This is a genomic window from Variovorax sp. V118, assembly GCF_041154445.1.
Lineage (GTDB): Bacteria > Pseudomonadota > Gammaproteobacteria > Burkholderiales > Burkholderiaceae_C > Variovorax > Variovorax boronicumulans.
The window spans coordinates 6,338,730-6,355,000 of record NZ_AP028663.1 but is presented as its reverse complement, the minus strand read 5'-3'; the positions used below and the strand labels follow the sequence as shown (position 1 = coordinate 6,355,000).

At 67.0% G+C, this 16,271-nt stretch carries 14 protein-coding genes and 2 rRNA genes (1 of these 16 only partly in view); 8 read left to right on the top strand and 8 right to left on the bottom strand.

The window, feature by feature from the left end; translation table 11 throughout:
* Together ACAM52_RS29550 and rrf are read left to right on the top strand one after the other, a co-directional pair.
* Positions 1-924: ribosomal RNA gene (locus ACAM52_RS29550) — 23S ribosomal RNA — on the top strand (it extends 1,950 nt beyond the left edge of the window).
* A 128-nt stretch (positions 925-1,052) separates the two neighbouring features.
* Positions 1,053-1,165: ribosomal RNA gene (gene rrf / locus ACAM52_RS29545) — 5S ribosomal RNA — on the top strand.
* Between the two features lie 130 nt (positions 1,166-1,295).
* Here the strand turns inward: rrf and ACAM52_RS29540 are convergent.
* The 5 genes from ACAM52_RS29540 to hppD form a co-directional block, all read right to left on the bottom strand.
* Positions 1,296-2,243, bottom strand: coding sequence for an MBL fold metallo-hydrolase (locus ACAM52_RS29540; RefSeq protein ID WP_369645327.1), 948 nt, complete (start codon positions 2,241-2,243; stop codon positions 1,296-1,298).
* A complete protein-coding gene (locus ACAM52_RS29535; RefSeq protein ID WP_307697145.1) occupies positions 2,236-3,927 on the bottom strand; it encodes an AMP-binding protein in 1,692 nt (563 codons plus the stop codon). The genes ACAM52_RS29540 and ACAM52_RS29535 overlap by 8 nt, the downstream gene beginning before the upstream one ends.
* Positions 3,928-4,054: 127 nt before the next feature.
* The gene (gene phhA / locus ACAM52_RS29530; RefSeq protein WP_070062950.1) at positions 4,055-4,927 is read right to left on the bottom strand and encodes a phenylalanine 4-monooxygenase; all 873 of its coding nucleotides are present in this window, start codon (positions 4,925-4,927) and stop codon (positions 4,055-4,057) included.
* Positions 4,928-4,946: 19 nt separating this feature from the next.
* Positions 4,947-5,759, bottom strand: a complete 813-nt coding sequence (locus tag ACAM52_RS29525; protein WP_369645326.1) for a transporter substrate-binding domain-containing protein — start codon at positions 5,757-5,759, stop codon at positions 4,947-4,949.
* 29 nt (positions 5,760-5,788) lie between these two features.
* Positions 5,789-6,916 (bottom strand): 4-hydroxyphenylpyruvate dioxygenase, encoded by a 1,128-nt coding sequence (gene hppD, locus ACAM52_RS29520; protein ID WP_095947890.1) that lies wholly within the window; start codon positions 6,914-6,916, stop codon positions 5,789-5,791.
* Positions 6,917-7,072: 156 nt separating this feature from the next.
* Between hppD and ACAM52_RS29515 the strand changes: the two genes are divergently transcribed.
* The 6 genes from ACAM52_RS29515 (at position 7,073) to ACAM52_RS29490 (ending at position 13,450) form a co-directional block, all read left to right on the top strand.
* Positions 7,073-7,546, top strand: a complete 474-nt coding sequence (locus tag ACAM52_RS29515; protein WP_070062947.1) for an Lrp/AsnC family transcriptional regulator — start codon at positions 7,073-7,075, stop codon at positions 7,544-7,546.
* Between the two features lie 109 nt (positions 7,547-7,655).
* Positions 7,656-8,384, top strand: coding sequence for a GNAT family N-acetyltransferase (locus ACAM52_RS29510; RefSeq protein ID WP_062482250.1), 729 nt, complete (start codon positions 7,656-7,658; stop codon positions 8,382-8,384).
* Between the two features lie 90 nt (positions 8,385-8,474).
* Positions 8,475-9,353, top strand: a complete 879-nt coding sequence (locus tag ACAM52_RS29505; protein ID WP_062482253.1) for an HlyC/CorC family transporter — start codon at positions 8,475-8,477, stop codon at positions 9,351-9,353.
* Positions 9,353-10,981: an apolipoprotein N-acyltransferase gene (lnt, locus tag ACAM52_RS29500; RefSeq protein ID WP_369645325.1), complete on the top strand. Its 1,629-nt coding sequence runs from the start codon at positions 9,353-9,355 to the stop codon at positions 10,979-10,981. Before ACAM52_RS29505 ends, lnt begins: the two co-directional genes overlap by 1 nt.
* Before the next feature lie 36 nt (positions 10,982-11,017).
* Entirely contained in the window at positions 11,018-12,268 is a 1,251-nt protein-coding gene (gene chrA, locus ACAM52_RS29495) for a chromate efflux transporter (RefSeq protein WP_307638741.1), read from the top strand.
* A gap of 111 nt (positions 12,269-12,379) precedes the next feature.
* A complete protein-coding gene (locus tag ACAM52_RS29490) occupies positions 12,380-13,450 on the top strand; it encodes an asparaginase (protein WP_307638742.1) in 1,071 nt (356 codons plus the stop codon).
* 7 nt (positions 13,451-13,457) lie between these two features.
* On the opposite strand, the gene ACAM52_RS29485 is transcribed toward ACAM52_RS29490, so the two are convergent.
* From ACAM52_RS29485 to ACAM52_RS29475, 3 genes are read right to left on the bottom strand one after another with little or no spacing between them, the layout of a single operon-like run.
* Positions 13,458-14,252 (bottom strand): phosphatase PAP2 family protein, encoded by a 795-nt coding sequence (locus tag ACAM52_RS29485; protein WP_369645324.1) that lies wholly within the window; start codon positions 14,250-14,252, stop codon positions 13,458-13,460.
* 53 nt (positions 14,253-14,305) lie between these two features.
* Entirely contained in the window at positions 14,306-15,133 is an 828-nt protein-coding gene (locus ACAM52_RS29480; protein WP_369645323.1) for a metallophosphoesterase, read from the bottom strand.
* Entirely contained in the window at positions 15,130-16,098 is a 969-nt protein-coding gene (locus tag ACAM52_RS29475; RefSeq protein WP_369645322.1) for a diacylglycerol kinase family protein, read from the bottom strand. The genes ACAM52_RS29480 and ACAM52_RS29475 overlap by 4 nt, the downstream gene beginning before the upstream one ends.
* Between the last annotated feature and the right edge of the window lie 173 nt (positions 16,099-16,271).

Genomic DNA, 16,271 nt, shown 5'->3' with positions numbered 1-16,271 from the left:
GATGGCCACACTGTCTCCTCCTGAGACTCAGCGAAGTTGAAATGTTTGTGATGATGCAATCTCCCCGCGGAAAGACGGAAAGACCCCATGAACCTTTACTGTAGCTTTGTATTGGACTTTGAACAGATCTGTGTAGGATAGGTGGGAGGCTTTGAAGCAGGGTCGCTAGATCTTGTGGAGCCAACGTTGAAATACCACCCTGGTGTGTTTGAGGTTCTAACCTAGGTCCATTATCTGGATCGGGGACAGTGCATGGTAGGCAGTTTGACTGGGGCGGTCTCCTCCCAAAGCGTAACGGAGGAGTTCGAAGGTACGCTAGTTACGGTCGGACATCGTGACGATAGTGCAATGGCATAAGCGTGCTTAACTGCGAGACTGACAAGTCGAGCAGATGCGAAAGCAGGACATAGTGATCCGGTGGTTCTGTATGGAAGGGCCATCGCTCAACGGATAAAAGGTACTCTGGGGATAACAGGCTGATACCGCCCAAGAGTTCATATCGACGGCGGTGTTTGGCACCTCGATGTCGGCTCATCTCATCCTGGGGCTGTAGCCGGTCCCAAGGGTATGGCTGTTCGCCATTTAAAGAGGTACGTGAGCTGGGTTTAAAACGTCGTGAGACAGTTTGGTCCCTATCTTCCGTGGGCGCTGCAGATTTGAGGAAGCCTGCTCCTAGTACGAGAGGACCGGAGTGGACACACCTCTGGTGTATCGGTTGTCACGCCAGTGGCATTGCCGAGTAGCTAAGTGTGGAAGAGATAACCGCTGAAAGCATCTAAGCGGGAAACTCGTTTCAAGATGAGATCTGCCGGGGCCTTGAGCCCCCTGAAGAGTCGTTCAAGACCAGGACGTTGATAGGTCAGGTGTGGAAGCGCAGTAATGCGTTAAGCTAACTGATACTAATTGCTCGTGCGGCTTGACCCTATAACTTTGATCAATCTGATCAAGGTGTTATGCCAAGTTGACGCATTCAAAATAATTCGCCAAAAGCTGATTCCAAACTCTATGAATTCGTTTGATTGATCGTGTGATCAATCGGACAACCCTTTATGCCTGATGACCATAGCGAGTTGGTACCACTCCTTCCCATCCCGAACAGGACAGTGAAACGACTCAGCGCCGATGATAGTGCGGGTTCCCGTGTGAAAGTAGGTCATCGTCAGGCTCTTACAGCCCAGAAAACCCCAGTCAGCAATGACTGGGGTTTTTTGCTTTGCGCAATGCAAACGCCAAACGCATAAAAAGCGCTGACTCGAAAGAGCGGGCGCTTTTTTATTGCAGTAAACAACCGTCAATCAGGCGTTGTGAACTCCCGATGCATCGGATTGCGCTGCGCCAACTCCAATCAGCTCTGCAAGCAGCTCCGACGTCAGATCGACCAGCGACTCACCGGCAAAGAATCGAGCCCGGATCCGCTCGAAATAGGGCGTTCCAGCCAGCCACGCACCCCACTCAGCGTGCGACACCGCGTGCAGCTCCAGAAGCTTGAACTTCATCAGCACCTTCATCGCATGACGCGCGTGCTTCTCCGGGTCGCACTGCAGTCCATCCAGCCGCCGGCGCGCCGTCTGCAAAGCTCGGTCGACATCGGTGAAGACGCCTCCATGCCCTGGAATCACCTGGCACGGCGACAACTTCTCGATCAAATCGAGCGTTGCCGCAATGTCCCCGAACGAGGGCTCGCCCATCAGCTCCGGAAATGCGATGCCAAACCCGTTCTCCCAGAGCGCATCCGCTGAAATCAGGGTCCGCGACGCCGGATCGAACAAGATCACCGAGTGCGGATCGTGGCCCGGAGCCCCATGCACTTGCCACGCACTGTCTCCCAGCAGGCATTCAGTGCCGGGCTTGAGCAGTCCAGTGAAAGCAAACCGCGGGCAACTCTGTCCAGTCGCAAGGAAACTCAGGCCCTGCGCATCCCATCGCTCGACCAGCGCCGCCTCTCCAGGCGGAATGTCCGTCCGCACCGATGGATAACGCTCCTGCAATGCCGCGTTCCCCCCGCAGTGATCGCTGTGCAGGTGCGTGTTCAGCACCCGATCAAGCGGACGTTCGCCCAACACCGACTCGACCAAGGCCAGCGTCTGATCGGCATGCGTGGCATAGCCGGTGTCGACCAGCGCCGTTTCCTCGGCTCCGACGAAGAGGATGTTGTTCGAAGACAGCCAGCCCCGCTCGAACACGACGACATTCGCCGGCAGCCCGGCGCTGGCTTCCCCGTGGTGCCCCACGCGCTCAGGCACCGGCGCTGGTGCGCAGCTCGCGCCGCAGGATCTTCCCCACGTTGGTCTTGGGCAGCGACTCGCGGAACTCGATGTGCTTCGGCCGCTTGTAGCCGGTGAGCTGTCCGTTGCAGTACTGGAGCACGGCGTCTTCCGTCAGCGTCGGGTCCTTGCGGACCACGAAGACCTTGATGGCCTCGCCCTGCTTCTCGTCCGGCACACCCACAGCCGCGCATTCGACGACGCCAGGGCACAGCGAGATCACGTTTTCCAGTTCGTTGGGGAACACGTTGAAACCGCTCACGAGGATCATGTCCTTCTTGCGGTCGACGATCCGGCTGTAGCCGTCTTCCTGCATCACGGCGATGTCGCCGGTGCGCATGAAGCCGTCGGCCGTGAAGGCAGCCGCCGTCTCGGCGGGCTGGTTGTAGTAGCCGGTCATCACGTTCGGCCCCTTGATGCACAGCTCGCCCGCCTGGCCGATCGGCAGCGATTGGCCTTCATCGTCCTTGATCGCGATCTCAATGCTCGGCAACGGCAGGCCGATGGTGCCCGTGAACTTCGTGTTCGACACGGGGTTGTTGGTGCCGATCGCACAGGTCTCGCTCATGCCCCAGCCTTCGATCATCGGGCAGCCGGTGGCTTCGAACCACTTGCGCGCCGTGCCTTCGGAGGCGGCCATGCCACCGGCCTGCGACACGAACAGCGTCGAGAAATCGACCGTCTTGAACTCCGGGTGCATCAGCAGCGCATTGAACAAGGTGTTCACCGCCGGCAGCATGTGGAAGGGCCGCTTCTTCAGCACCGCGACGAACTTGTTGAAGTCGCGCGGGTTCGGAATCAGCGTCATGTGCGAGCCCTGGCGGATCACCAGCAGGCACAGCGTCAGCGCGAAGATGTGATACAGCGGCAGCGCGGCGATGCTGTTGACCTTCGCCAGGTCGCCGGCCCGCGCCAATGCGGGCGTGAACCAGGCTTCAGCCTGCAGCGTGGCGGCCACGATGTTGCGGTGGGTCAGCACGGCGCCCTTCGACAAACCGGTGGTGCCACCCGTGTACTGCAGGAAGGCGATCGAATCGAGCGTGCTCTGGTCGGGCCCGAGCGTGCGCCCGCGGCCTTCGGCAATCGCCTGCTTGAACGGCGTGACCGTGCGGCCGTCGCTCAGCGGCAGCTTGTAGGGCGGCACCATCTTGGCCAGGTGGCGCACGGCCACCGTGATCCAGGCGCCGTACAGCCCGCCGAGCAGGTCGCCCATCGCAGTCATCACCACGTGCTTGACCGGCGTGCGCTCGATCACCTGTTCGAGCGTGGCGGCAAAGTTCTCGAGGATGACGATGGCCGTGGCGCCGGAGTCCTTGAGCTGGTGCTCCAGCTCGCGCGCCGTGTACAGCGGATTCACGTTGACGCAGGTGTAGCCCGCGCGCAGCACGGCGCACATCGTGACCGCGAACTGCGGCACGTTGGGCAGCATGATCGCCACCCGCGCACCGGGCGCGAGGCCCTGCGATTGCAGCCAGGCACCCATCGCCTTCGAGAGCGTGTCGAGCTCGCCATACGACATCCAGCGCTCCATGCAGACCGAGAACGGCCGGTCCTTGTAGCGGCCGAAGGCCTCGTCGAACATGTGAGGCAGGGAGCGGTACTGCTCCGGATGAATCTCGTGCGGCACGCCGGCCGGGTAGTTCTGTCGCGCGGATGTCTGCATGCAAGCTCCTTTGGCGCGGATTGTGGGAGCCAATGCCTCCCAGCCGCCAGCGGGCTTGTCCTAGGGGCGCATGCCCGGTGTCGCGCAGGCGATAGCCGCCGTGCGCGCCCGGGTCACAGCGATGCGATCAGGCGTTGCCGGATTCGCCCGGCAGCAGCACGCCGGCCGGGATGTCGGGCTGCACCTCGAGCGCACGGTACAGCGGCGTGAAGTCGGGTGCCGTGAGATCGAAGAGCTGTGCGAAGTTCTCGATCACGAAGTAGTTGGCCTGGTAGGTGTCGATCTTGTATTGCGTGCGCATGGTGCGCAGCAGGTCGAGCGGGAGGCGGTGCGGCTCGGGGCTGCGCACCGCGTGCTGCAGTTCGCCGACCGAGCTCAGGATGCCGGCGCCGTAGGCGCGCAGGCCCTCGGGCTGGCGGATCAGGCCGAACTCGACCGTGTACCAATACAGCCGCGCCAGCTTCTCGCCGGCGCCCAACTCGTGCGCTTTGATGCCGCCCTGGCCGTAGCGCTGCACGTAGTCGGCGAAGGTCGGGTCGAACAGCATCGGCACGTGGCCGAACAGGTCGTGGAACACGTCGGGCTCGACGATGTAGTCGAACTCTTCGGGCTTGCGGATCCAGTCGGTCACCGGGAACTTGCGGTTCGCCAGCAGCGTGAAGAAGGGCAGCTCGGGAATCAGCCCCGGCACCGCGACGATCTCCCAGCCGGTGGCGCGGTGCAGGCGCTCGTTGAGTTCCTCGAAGCGCGGGATGCGGTCCTTCACGCCGAGCAGCGGCAGCGACTTGATGAAGGCGTCGCAGGCCAGGCCCGTCAGCTGCGCGGCCTGGCGTTCGTACAGCCGTTTGTAGGTGTCATGGTCGGCCGCCGTGTAGCTGGCCCAGTCCTGTGGGCAGGTGTAGTCGGCTTGCACCGAACCGCCACGCGAGTAGTCGCCGCGCGGCGGGCGATCGGAGGCGCCATAGACGGCGGGGGTGACAACGGCGGCGGGGGAATCCATGGGGTTTCGGTTTCTCGGGTTACTTGAGCCAGCGGTCCATCACGCGCTGGAAGTCGCCGCCGGCTTGCTGCAGGTGCAGCCATTGGTCGACATACGATTTGAAAGCCACGTCGTCGCGCGGCAGCATCCAGGCCATCTCGCCGTACTGCAGCGGCTTGTCGGGGTTCACGGCGCACAGCCCGGGCTTGAGCTTCTGCTGCGTGATGGCCTCGGCCGATTCGGTGACGAACACGTCGGCGCGGTTCGCCACGATCTCGTCGAAGATCGTGACGTTCTCGCCGTGCAGCGTGAGCCTGGCCTGCTTGAAGTTGGTGCGGGCGAAGCGTTCGTTGCTGCCGCCCGGGTTGAAGATCACGCGGGTCGACGGCTGGTCGATGGCCGCCACGCTCTGGTACTTGGCCACGTCGGCGCAGCGCGCGATGGGCGTCTTGCCGTTGACCATGTAGGGCGCGCTGAAGAAGGCGCGCTTCTGGCGGTCGGTGGTCACCGACACGCCGCCCACGGCGATGTCGCACTTGCCCGCGGCCAGGTCGGGCAGCAGGTTGGCCCACGTCGTCTTGACCCATTCGGGCTTGGCGCCGAGGCTGGCGCTGAAGCCGGCCATCAGGTCGACGTCGATGCCTTCGAACGAGGCGTCGGCCTTCTGGAAGCTGAAGGGCCGGTAGTCGCCCGGCGTGCAGATGCGCAGCACCGCCGCCTTCTGCACCGTGTCCAGGTGCGAGGCGCCCGCGCCGGCCGCGGGCGGCGCCGAGGCGCAGCCCGAGAGCACGACAGCAGCGGCAACTGCCGCGACGAAGGAAGTGACGACAGTCGAAGAAGACGCGTGGCGCATGCCGGGCTCCAGGGCAGTGGTGAAGCGCCTTATTTTGCGGCGCTCAGCACGCCACGGCGCATCTGGTCGAGCTCGATGCTCTCGAACAGCGCCTTGAAGTTGCCGTTGCCGAAGCCGTCGTCGCCCTTGCGCTGGATGAACTCGAAGAAGATCGGGCCCAGCTGGTTCTCGCTGAAGATCTGCAGCAGCAGCGCGTCCTTCTTGCCGTCGATCAGGATCTTGCGGCTCTTCAGCTCGGCCACGCTTTCGCCGTGGCCGGGAATGCGCTTGTCGATCAGCTCGTAGTACGTGTCGATGGTGTCCAGCAGCGTCACGCCGTTGGCGCGCAGCGCGTCGACGCTCTCGTACAGGTCGTCCGAGCCCATGGCGATGTGCTGGATGCCCTCGCCCTTGTACATGTCCAGGTACTCCTGGATCTGGCCGGCCTGTTCCTTGCCCTCTTCGTTGATCGGGATGCGGATCTTGCCGCAGGGGCTGGTCATGGCCTTGCTCTTCACGCCCGTCACCTGGCCTTCGATGTCGAAGTACTTCACTTCGCGGAAGTTGAAGAGCTTCTCGTAGAAATTGGCCCACACGTCCATGCGGCCGCGGTACACGTTGTGCGTCAGGTGGTCGATGTAGGTCAGGCCGTTGCCCTTGCGCGCCAGCGCGTCCTGCGACGACACGCCCGGCAGCGCCTCGAAGTCCACGTCGTAGAAGCCGATGTTGCCGATGTCGCCCGGCTGCGCGCCGTTCTTGCCCGGCCAGCGGTCCACCAGGTAGATCAGGCTGTCGCCGATGCCCTTGATGGCGGGGATGTTCAGCTCGCCCGGGCCGGCCTTGTCAGCGAAGCCCCAGGCGCCCAGCGCGGTGGCGCGTTCGTAGGCCTGCTTGGCGTCCTGCACGCGGAAGGCGATGGCGCACACACTCGGGCCGTGCTCGCGCGCGAAACGCTGGGCGAACGAATCGGGCTCGGCGTTCAGGATGAAGTTGATCGTGCCCTGGCGGTACAGCAGCACGTTCTTGTGGCGGTGCTTGGCGATGGCCACGAAGCCCATGCGCTCGAACACCTTGCCCATCGCGACCGGATCGGGTGCTGCGTATTCGATGAATTCGAAGCCGTCGGTGCCCATCGGGTTCTCCCAGGGCGTGAAGGCGGGGGCGTCGGCGTGGCTCATGGGTGCTGTCTCCGGAAAGTGGGGAAGTTGTGCAGAAAGGAAAACAAAGGCCCGGATTCGGGCCGTGCTGCACTGTAGGTCGGAAGGCGTTCAGGTTTTCTGCGTTTCTGGGCGCCATGGGTGGTCATGACGCAGTAAAACTGCAAAAATGGCGAAATGGAAGCACTCGACAAGATAGATCGGCTCATTTTGCGCATGCTGCAAGCAGATGGCCGTGCCACCTACGACCAGATCGCGGAGCAGGTCAGCCTGTCGCCCAGCGCCGTGCTGCGGCGGGTCAAGCGGCTCGAGGAACACAAGGTCATCGACCGCTACGTGGCCCTGGTCCAGCCCGAGGCGGTCGGCCTGGGCCTCACGGCCTACCTGAACGTGCGGCTCGAAAAGCACACCGAAAGCCACAAGCGCAACCCCATGGACCTGTTCCGCGCCAGCGTGCAGACCTGGCCCGAGGTGGTCGAGTGCGCGGCCCTCACCGGCGACATGGACTACCTGTTGCGCGTGGTGGTGGCCGACATGGCGCACTACAGCCGCTTCATCATGGACACCCTGCTGAAGCACCCCAGCGTCGAAGACTGCAAGACCAGCTTCGTGCTCGATCGTGTCAAAGCCACAACATCTGTGCCCGTTTAACCACAAATTGGTTGCGGAAACACCACGCACTCTGGTATCGAGTCACGAATGCGTCCAGAAAGTGTCCTTGCGGGCTTGGTGATTAAGGGAAAACCCTTACATTGGAGCCATGCTTACCGCCAAGACCCTCCTCAAAGCGTCTCTCGGCCTCGGCTCTTTCCTGAAGGCGCCGATGGTTGAGGCGCAACCGCGCGCCGTCAGCGCGCCCCCACCCGTCATGGTGCCGATCCGTTCGATCGGCCCGCGCGAACGCGAACGCATCGCGCGCCACCTGCTGGACCTGACGCCGCACGACCGCTATCTGCGCTTCGGCTATGCCGCGGCCGACGAGCAGGTCCTGCGCTATGTCGAAGGCCTGGACTTCGACCGTGACGAACTGTTCGGCATCTACAACCGCCGCCTCGACCTGATCGCGATGGCGCACGTGGCCTACGCACCCGGCGACCAGCACAGCGACTGCGCCGAATTCGGCGTGTCCGTGTCGTCGCACGCCCGCGGCCGCGGTTATGGTGCGCGCCTGTTCGAACGCGCCGTGGTTGCCGCGCGCAACGAAGGCGTGGGCATGCTCTTCATCCATGCGCTGAGCGAAAACGCGGCCATGCTCAAGATCGCCCGCAACGCCGGCGCCACCGTGGTGCGCAGCGGCTCCGAGTCGGAGGCGCACCTGCAGCTGCCCACCGCCACCTTCGACAGCCGCATGAGCGAGATCGCGCTGGAGCACTACGCCGCGGTCGATTTCGCGCTCAAGAGCCGCGCCAAGCAGTTCTGGGCCTTCCTGGCGAGCCTGCAGGAAGTGCGCAGCGGCATGCGCGACGCAAGAAGCAAATCGGCGCCCTGAGCGGGCAGGGCCGGCCTATGCCGGCCGGACGGTAGAGCCTGTCATGCGCAATCCGTTATCCTTGTCTCTCTTCAACTCCGCCCTCCCGCAGTGGCCGACCCTCACCCTGAACGCGCTCCCGTTGAACGGGAAGACAAGCGTGGCTTTCTCCAGAAGCTCGCCGAATTCATCCACCCCGGCCCCGATTCGCGCGACGAGCTGATCGAAACCCTCGCCGATGCCGAGGACAACGAGGTGATCGGCGCCGAATCGCGCGTGATGCTCGAAGGCGTGCTGCGCATGGCCGACATGACGGCCGGTGACGTGATGGTCGCGGCGCCGCGCATGGACCTCGTGAACATCGACGCGCCCTTCGACGCGCTGCTGCACGCCGTGATCCAGACCGCGCACTCGCGCTTTCCGGTCTACGAGGGCGAAAAAGAAAACATCATCGGCATCCTGCTCGCGAAGGACCTGCTCAAGCTGCAGCGCGCGCCGGGCCTGAACATCCGCGCCTTGCTGCGCCCGGCCACCTTCGTGCCCGAGAGCAAGGGCCTGAACGACCTGCTGCGCGAGTTCCGCGGCAACCGCAACCACCTGGCCATCGTCATCGACGAGTTCGGCCGCGTGGCCGGCCTCATCACCATCGAGGACGTGCTCGAGCAGATCGTCGGCGAGATCGAAGACGAGTTCGACATCGCCGAGGACGAGGGCGACATCTTCGGCCTGGCCGACCACACCTACCGCGTCTCGGGCGACACGCCCATCGAGCGCGTGGCCGAGGCCTTCGGCATCGTCTTCAATGAAGAACAGCTGAGCGAAGACTTCGACACCATCGGCGGACTCATCGCGCACGAGATGGGCCACGTGCCCAAGCGCGGCGAGCACCACGCCATCGGCGGCTTCGACTTCGTGGTGCTGCACACCAAGGGCGGCGCGGTGCGCTGGTTCCGGGTGTCGCCGGCGCGCGGCGGCGACGCGGCCGACTGATGCCGGCGCCCGCAGCAGCGGCCCCGGCCCGCGTCTCGCCCACTTCTCCCCCTTCCTCCGCCGCCTCCGGGCTGCTTCGCCTGCTCGGCTTCGGCCTGGCGGGCGTGGCGCAGGCCCTGTCCATCGCTTGGCCGGGCGACGGCCGTCCGCTGTGGTGGCTGCAGCTGCTGTCGCTGGCGGGGCTGGTCTGGCTGCTCGACGGCCTGCGCGCCCAAGGCGCGGGCTGGCGCCGCGCCGGCCTGCACGGCTGGGTGTTCGCGACCGCCTGGCTCACCGGCAGCTTCTGGTGGCTCTTCATCTCGATGCACACCTACGGCGGGCTGCCGGCGCCGCTGGCGGTGATCGCCGTGCTCGCGCTGGCGGCGGCGCTCGGGCTCTACTACGCCGTGGCCTGCGCCTGGTTCGTGGTGCGCGGGCCGGCAGGGCGCATCGCGGGCGCCTTCGTGTTCGCCGCGCTGTGGACGCTGGCCGAGCTCGTGCGCGGCAGCTGGTTCACCGGCTTTCCCTGGGGCGCAGGTGGCTACGCCCATGTCGACGGCCCGCTGGCCGCGCTGGCGCCGTGGGTCGGCGTGTACGGCATCGGCGCCGCCGCGGCACTGGCCGTGGCGCTGGTCGCGCGGCGGCTGCCGCTGCGTGGCGTGGTGCCGACGGCGCTGGCCGCGATGCTGCTCGCCGCGGTTTTCGTGCTGCCCAACGTTGTCTCGCCGCTGCCTGCCGATGCGCGCGGCGCGCAGGGCACTGCCGGCACGCTGCAGGTCGCACTGCTGCAGGGCAACATCCCGCAGGACGAGAAATTCATTCCCGGCGGCGGCATCGAAACCGCGCTGCGCTGGTACGCCGAACAGCTGCGCGACGCCAAGGCCCAACTCGTGGTCACGCCCGAAACGGCGCTGCCGCTGCTGCCGCGCCAGCTGCCCGCCGGCTACCTCGACAGCATCCAGGAACGCTACGGCCAGCCGGGCTCGCAGCAGGCCGCCATCGTCGGCCTGCCGCTCGGCGACGGGCCGGGCACCTACCGCAACGCCGTGCTCGGCTTCATGCCCGGTGGCGCGGCGCAGCCCTACGCCTACAGCAAGCACCACCTCGTGCCCTTCGGCGAGTTCATTCCGCCGGGCTTTCGCTGGTTCATCCGCATGATGAGCATCCCGCTGGGCGACTTCGAGCGCGGCGGGCTGGCACAGGCGCCCTTCGTCTGGCAGGGCCAGCGCATCGCGCCCAACATCTGCTACGAAGACCTGTTCGGCGACGAGATCGGCGCGAACTTCCGCGACGAGGCCACGGCACCGACCGTCCTGCTCAACGTCAGCAACATCGCCTGGTTCGGCGACTCGGTCGCCATCGACCAGCACCTGGCCATCTCGCGCATGCGTGCGCTCGAGTTCGCGCGGCCGATGGTGCGGTCCACCAACACCGGCGCCACCGTGGTGATCGACGCCGCGGGCCGCGTCACGCACCAGCTGCCGCGTCTCACGCGCGGCGTGCTCGAAGCGCCGGTCGAGGGCCGGCGCGGGCTCACGCCCTTCGCGCGCTGGGTCGCACCCTTCGGCCTGTGGCCGCTGTGGATCGCGGCGCTGGCGATCGTCGCGCTCGGCGCGGTCTTCTTCCGGCCTGGGCGCACCCGGGGCTGAGGCGCACCGGCGGATGCGCATTCGACGTCGTCGTCCATGAAGCACCACCACCGCCCCAAGCCCGCCGCCCCGCCACCGGCCATTGACGGCGCGGGCGCCTCGCCTGCCAGGGGCTCGGTGCTCGAGGTCTTTCTCGCTTTCCTGAAATTGGGCCTGACCTCCTTCGGCGGACCGGTGGCGCACCTGGGCTACTTCCGCACGGAGTTCGTGGAGCGCCGCAAGTGGCTCGACGACAAGAGTTACTCCGACCTCGTGGCGCTGTGCCAGTTCTTGCCCGGGCCTGCGAGCAGCCAGGTTGGCATCGCCTTGGGGCTCGGCCGCGCTGGTTGGGGCGGGGCGCTGGCGGCGTGGCTCGGTTTCACGCTGCCGTCCGCCGTGGCGCTCATCCTCTTTGCGGCCGGCGTCACGCACTGGGCAGGCTTGGCGCAATCGGGCGCGGTACACGGGCTGAAGGTCGTCGCGGTGGCCGTCGTCGCGCAGGCGGTGTGGGGCATGGCGAAGTCGCTGTGCCCCGACCGGCTGCGCGCGGGCGTGGCCATCGTCGCGGCGCTGCTGGTGCTCGCGGTGCCTTCGGCCATGGGGCAGATCGCCGCCATCGTCGCCGGGGGCGTTGTCGGCCGATGGGCGCTGCCGCCCGGCCACCTGCCCGCTGCGCAACACCACGACCACGGCGTGAGCAAGGCGACGGGCGCCGCGCTGCTGGGCCTGTTCGCCGCGCTGCTCATCGCACTGCCGATGCTGGCCGCGGCGACGGATTGGCCGCCGCTGTCCGTCATCGCGTCCTTCTACCGATCGGGCGCGCTGGTGTTCGGCGGCGGCCATGTCGTGTTGCCCTTGCTGCAGGCGGGCGTGGTGCCGACGGGCCTGGTCTCGAACGACGTGTTCCTGGCGGGCTACGGCGCAGCCCAGGCCGTGCCGGGGCCCCTGTTCACCTTCGCGGCCTTCCTCGGCGCCGCCATGCAGGGGCCGTTCGGGGGCTGGCTGGGCGGCGGGGCGCTGCTGCTGGCCATCTTCCTGCCGGCCTTCCTGCTGGTGGTGGGGGCGCTGCCGTTCTGGGAGACGCTGCGCCAGCGCGATGGCGTCCAGCGCGCGATGGCGGGCGTGAATGCGGCGGTTGTCGGCGTTCTGCTCGCCGCGCTTTACGACCCGGTGTGGACGAGCGCCATCCACTCGAAGGCCGACTTCGGGCTGGCGCTGGCGGCGTTCGGGCTGCTGGTCTACGCCCGCCTGTCGCCGGTGTGGGTCGTCGGGCTGGCGGCGGTAGCGGGCTGGCTGCTGGCCCTCTAAGGCCGGCGCATGACCGCATGCCATGCCGGCATGCAGCGGCATGGCATGCGGGCATGGTTCATGTATCTTCCTCGCCGCCTCGAGAAATCATCCTCAAACCAAGGAGCCCGTATGTACTTTTCTACCCATTTCCGTGCCTTTGCGGCCGGTGCCGCACTGCTCGCGGCCAGCGCGCTCGCGCAGGCCCAGCAGGCGCTGCCCAACGTGGTGATCCTGGCGACCGGCGGCACCATCGCCGGTGCCGGCGCGTCGGCCGTCAACAGCGCCACCTACGCGGCCGCCAAGGTCGGCGTCGAGAAGCTGATCGCCGGCCTGCCCGAGCTGGCCAAGGTCGCCAACGTGCGCGGCGAGCAGGTGTTCCAGGTCGCATCGGAAAGCCTCACCAACGACAACCTGATGACGCTGGCCAAGCGCGTCTCGGCGCTGTCCAAGCAGTCGGACGTGGACGGCATCGTCATCACCCACGGCACCGACACGCTGGAAGAAACCGCCTACTTCCTGACGCTCACCGTGCACACCAACAAGCCGATCGTGGTGGTCGGCTCGATGCGCCCGGGCACGGCCCTGTCGGCCGATGGCGCACTCAACCTGTACGACGCGGTGAACGTGGCGGGCAGCAAGGACGCAATGGGCAAGGGCGTGCTGGTGACGATGGGCGACAACATCGACACCGGCCGCGACGTGAGCAAGAACGTCAACATCAAGACCAGCGCGTTCTCCAGCCAGTGGGGTCCGCTGGGCATGATCGTCGAGGGCAAGAACTACTGGTTCCGCGCGCCGGTCAAGCGCCACACCACGAACTCGGAGTTCAACATCGACACCATCACCGCGCTGCCGCCGGTCGAGATCGCGATGGGCTACGAAGGCGTGTCCTCGGTGGCCATCGACGCGATCGCCAAGAGCGGCGCCAAGGCGCTGATCCACGGCGGCACGGGCAATGGCTCGGTGGCCGACCGCATCGTGCCGAACCTGCAGAAGGCGCGCACCGACGGCGTGGTCGTCATCCGCAGCTCGCGCGTGCCCGACGGCTTCGTGATCCGCAATGCCGAGCAGCCCGACGACAAGTACGACTGGGTGGTGGCGCACGATCTGCGCCCGCAGAAGGCGCGCATCCTGGCGATGGTGGCCTTGACCAAGACCAACAACACCAAAGAGCTTCAGCGCATCTTCTGGGAATACTGATCAACGGTCAGCGTGCGGTGCGGCGCTTGCGGTGCCGCGCGTATTCCAGGCTGCTCACGCACACGAGCAGCCAGCCCAGGCCGGTCAGCAGGCCGGCCGCGACATCGCTCGCGAAGTGCACCTGCAGGAAGATCCGGCTGCAGGCGATGGTGACGATGGCCGCCACCGAGGCCATGGCGGCCGGCACATGCCAGCGCGCCGGCAGTAGCCGCAGCGCCAAGTACAGCAGCATCCCGTAGCTCACGATCGCGCCCGCGCTGTGGCCGCTGGGAAAGCTGAAACTCGTCTCCAGCGCCAGCCCGTGGTCGTGCACCGGCCGGGCCCGCGCAAAGATGTGCTTGAGCGCGGGGTTCAGCACCACGATGCCGCCGAGCGCGGTCACCCAGCCCAGCGCCAGCCCGCGGTGCGCGTTGCGCCACAGCAGCAGCGCGACCAGCCCGCACACCGGCGCGAGCAGTTGCGCGTCGCCCAGGTGCGTGAGCCAGCTGAAGCTCACGAGCGCGCCCCACGGCACATGGGCGGCGATGGCGTCGGCCAGCGCCTGGTCGGCGCGGCCCATGGTGCGGCCGTCGCCCAGGTGCGAGGCAATCCACGCGACCAGCACCGCCGCAGCAAGGATCAGCACGAAACCCAGGCCCAGCCCGAGCGCCAGCCGCGATTCGTCAGGCTCGCCGGTGTCGGGCAGCGGATGGCGCCGTTGCAGCATCCGGCAGGCGAGGCCGGCGCCGAGCACCGACACGGTCAGCGCGAGCGCGAACCAGGCCAGGGCGTGTTCGCCCAGCTGCTGTGCAAGAAGAACCAAGGGGGCTGAAGAAAAAAGAAGAAGGGTGTCCGCAGGAGGCATGCGGCGCAACCCTAAGGGGCCGCCGCGCGGCTGGCAAGCGGAAGCCGCAATAGGTCGACGCGCGTGAAGGCTTTGTCTGCCGCCGAATGGTCCCAGCGCTCGACCACGCACACGCGCTGCGCGCCGTCGCCGGACGCCTCCGCGCGCAGCACGTTCACCGAGTTCGGCGCATCCCAGCGCACGCGCGTCGACACGGCGGTGCCGGCCTGCACCGCCCAGGCCGTGGGCGGGCAGCCCGGAAAACGCTCGTCCAGCGGGCGCACGAAAGGCAGGTGGATGTGGCCGCCGACGATCAGGTCGGCGCCCGCCGCCGTCCAGCGCGCCACCGCCGCCGCGCGCCCGTGCAGTCGGTTCTGCTGGTCTTCGGGCCGCGTCACCAGCACCGGCTGGTGCGTCACGACCACGCGCACCTGCCGGGGCGAAGCCTGTGCCAGCCGCGCCGCGACGCGCTCGACCTGTGCGGGCGACACCTCGCCGTCCTCGTGCCGGTACCAGCGCGTCGTGTTGACCGTGACCACCAGCCAGTCGTCGCAGGCGAACACCGGCTCCAGGTCGGGGCCGAAGGCCTCGGTGTAGCGGTCGTAGGGCGAGAAGACGCGCGCCGCCAGCTGGAACAGCGGGATGTCGTGGTTGCCCGGAATCGCCACCACCGGCGCCGCCAGCCGGTCGGCGAAGGCGCGCGCCGCCGCGAACTGGCGGCGCGTGGCGCGCTGCGTGATGTCGCCCGACAGCAGCACCGCCTGCGGCGCCAGCGCGTGCGCCAGGCGTTCGAGCGCCTGCAGCACCTCGGGCTGCTCGGTGCCGAAGTGCGGGTCGGACACTTGCAGCAGGCAGCTCATGGCCGTGCCGCCTCCAGCTCGGGCGCGCTGTCGGGCCGCACCAGCCACAGCGGGTCGGGCGCCACGCGGAACAGCAGGGGCATGTCGACCCAGTCGATCTCGCCGTCGGTGGCGATCTTCACGCGGCGCGGCGTGCGCAGCCGGCCGGCCTTCACCGTCATCGACTCGAAGGGAAAGCTCAGCACCTCGTCGGCGTCGCCCAGCCGCCCGAGCGCGCCGCGCACCAGCAGCCCCGGCATCGCCAGCAGGCCGACCGGCTTGAGCGCCACCGCGGTCAGCCGGCCCTGCTCGGGCGCCTCGGCGTGGTCGACGCCTGCCTGCATCAGCTGCAACGGGTTGTTGCCCACGAACAGCGTAGGCGTGCGGATGTCGCGCTCGTGGCCGTGCGAGGCGATGCGCAATTGCCAATGGCGATGCCGCCCGCGCAGCACCGTCAGCACGCCCGAGTAGAAGGCGATCCAGCGGTGGCGGCCGAAGCGTGCCTTGTGGCTTTCGCGTTCTTCCAGCAGGTCGGCATACAGGCCCATGCTGGCGTTGACCAGGAACACGCGGTCGTTCACCAGCCCCACCTGCACCGCCCGCGGCTGCTGCGTGAGCAGCACCTGCAGCGCCTGCGCCGTGTCGCGCGGAATGCCGTGCGTGCGGCTGAAGTAGTTGAAGGTGCCCTGCGGCAGCACGCCGAAGGGGCAGCCGCTGCCCAGCGTGGCCTGGGCCACGGCGTTGATGGTGCCGTCGCCGCCCGCGGCCACCACCACGCCGCCCACGGCCCGGGCACGTTCGACCGCCTCGCGCGCCAGCGCCTGCACGCGGCCGGGGCCGTCCACGAGGAACACGCGGTGCCGCCGGCCGTCCGCGGCAAAGGCGTCGTCGATGACCTGCCGGGCCTGCGCGGCGTCTTCGCTGCCGGAGCCGGCATTGAGCACGATGAAAAACGGGGTGTCGGGGCCGATGTGGGGCGGTGCCATGCAGTGAGAGAGGGGGAAAGCGCAGGAAAGTGCCGAAAGCGGCGGGAAACGCAAAAAAGCGTGCGGGGCCGGGCTTTGTCCCACAGCCGCACGGGCTGACGCGGCAGCCGGCATCCCGAGCGGCTGTGGGAGAGATGCCCTCCCGCGAACGTAAAATCGTCGCCTTTCGCGGC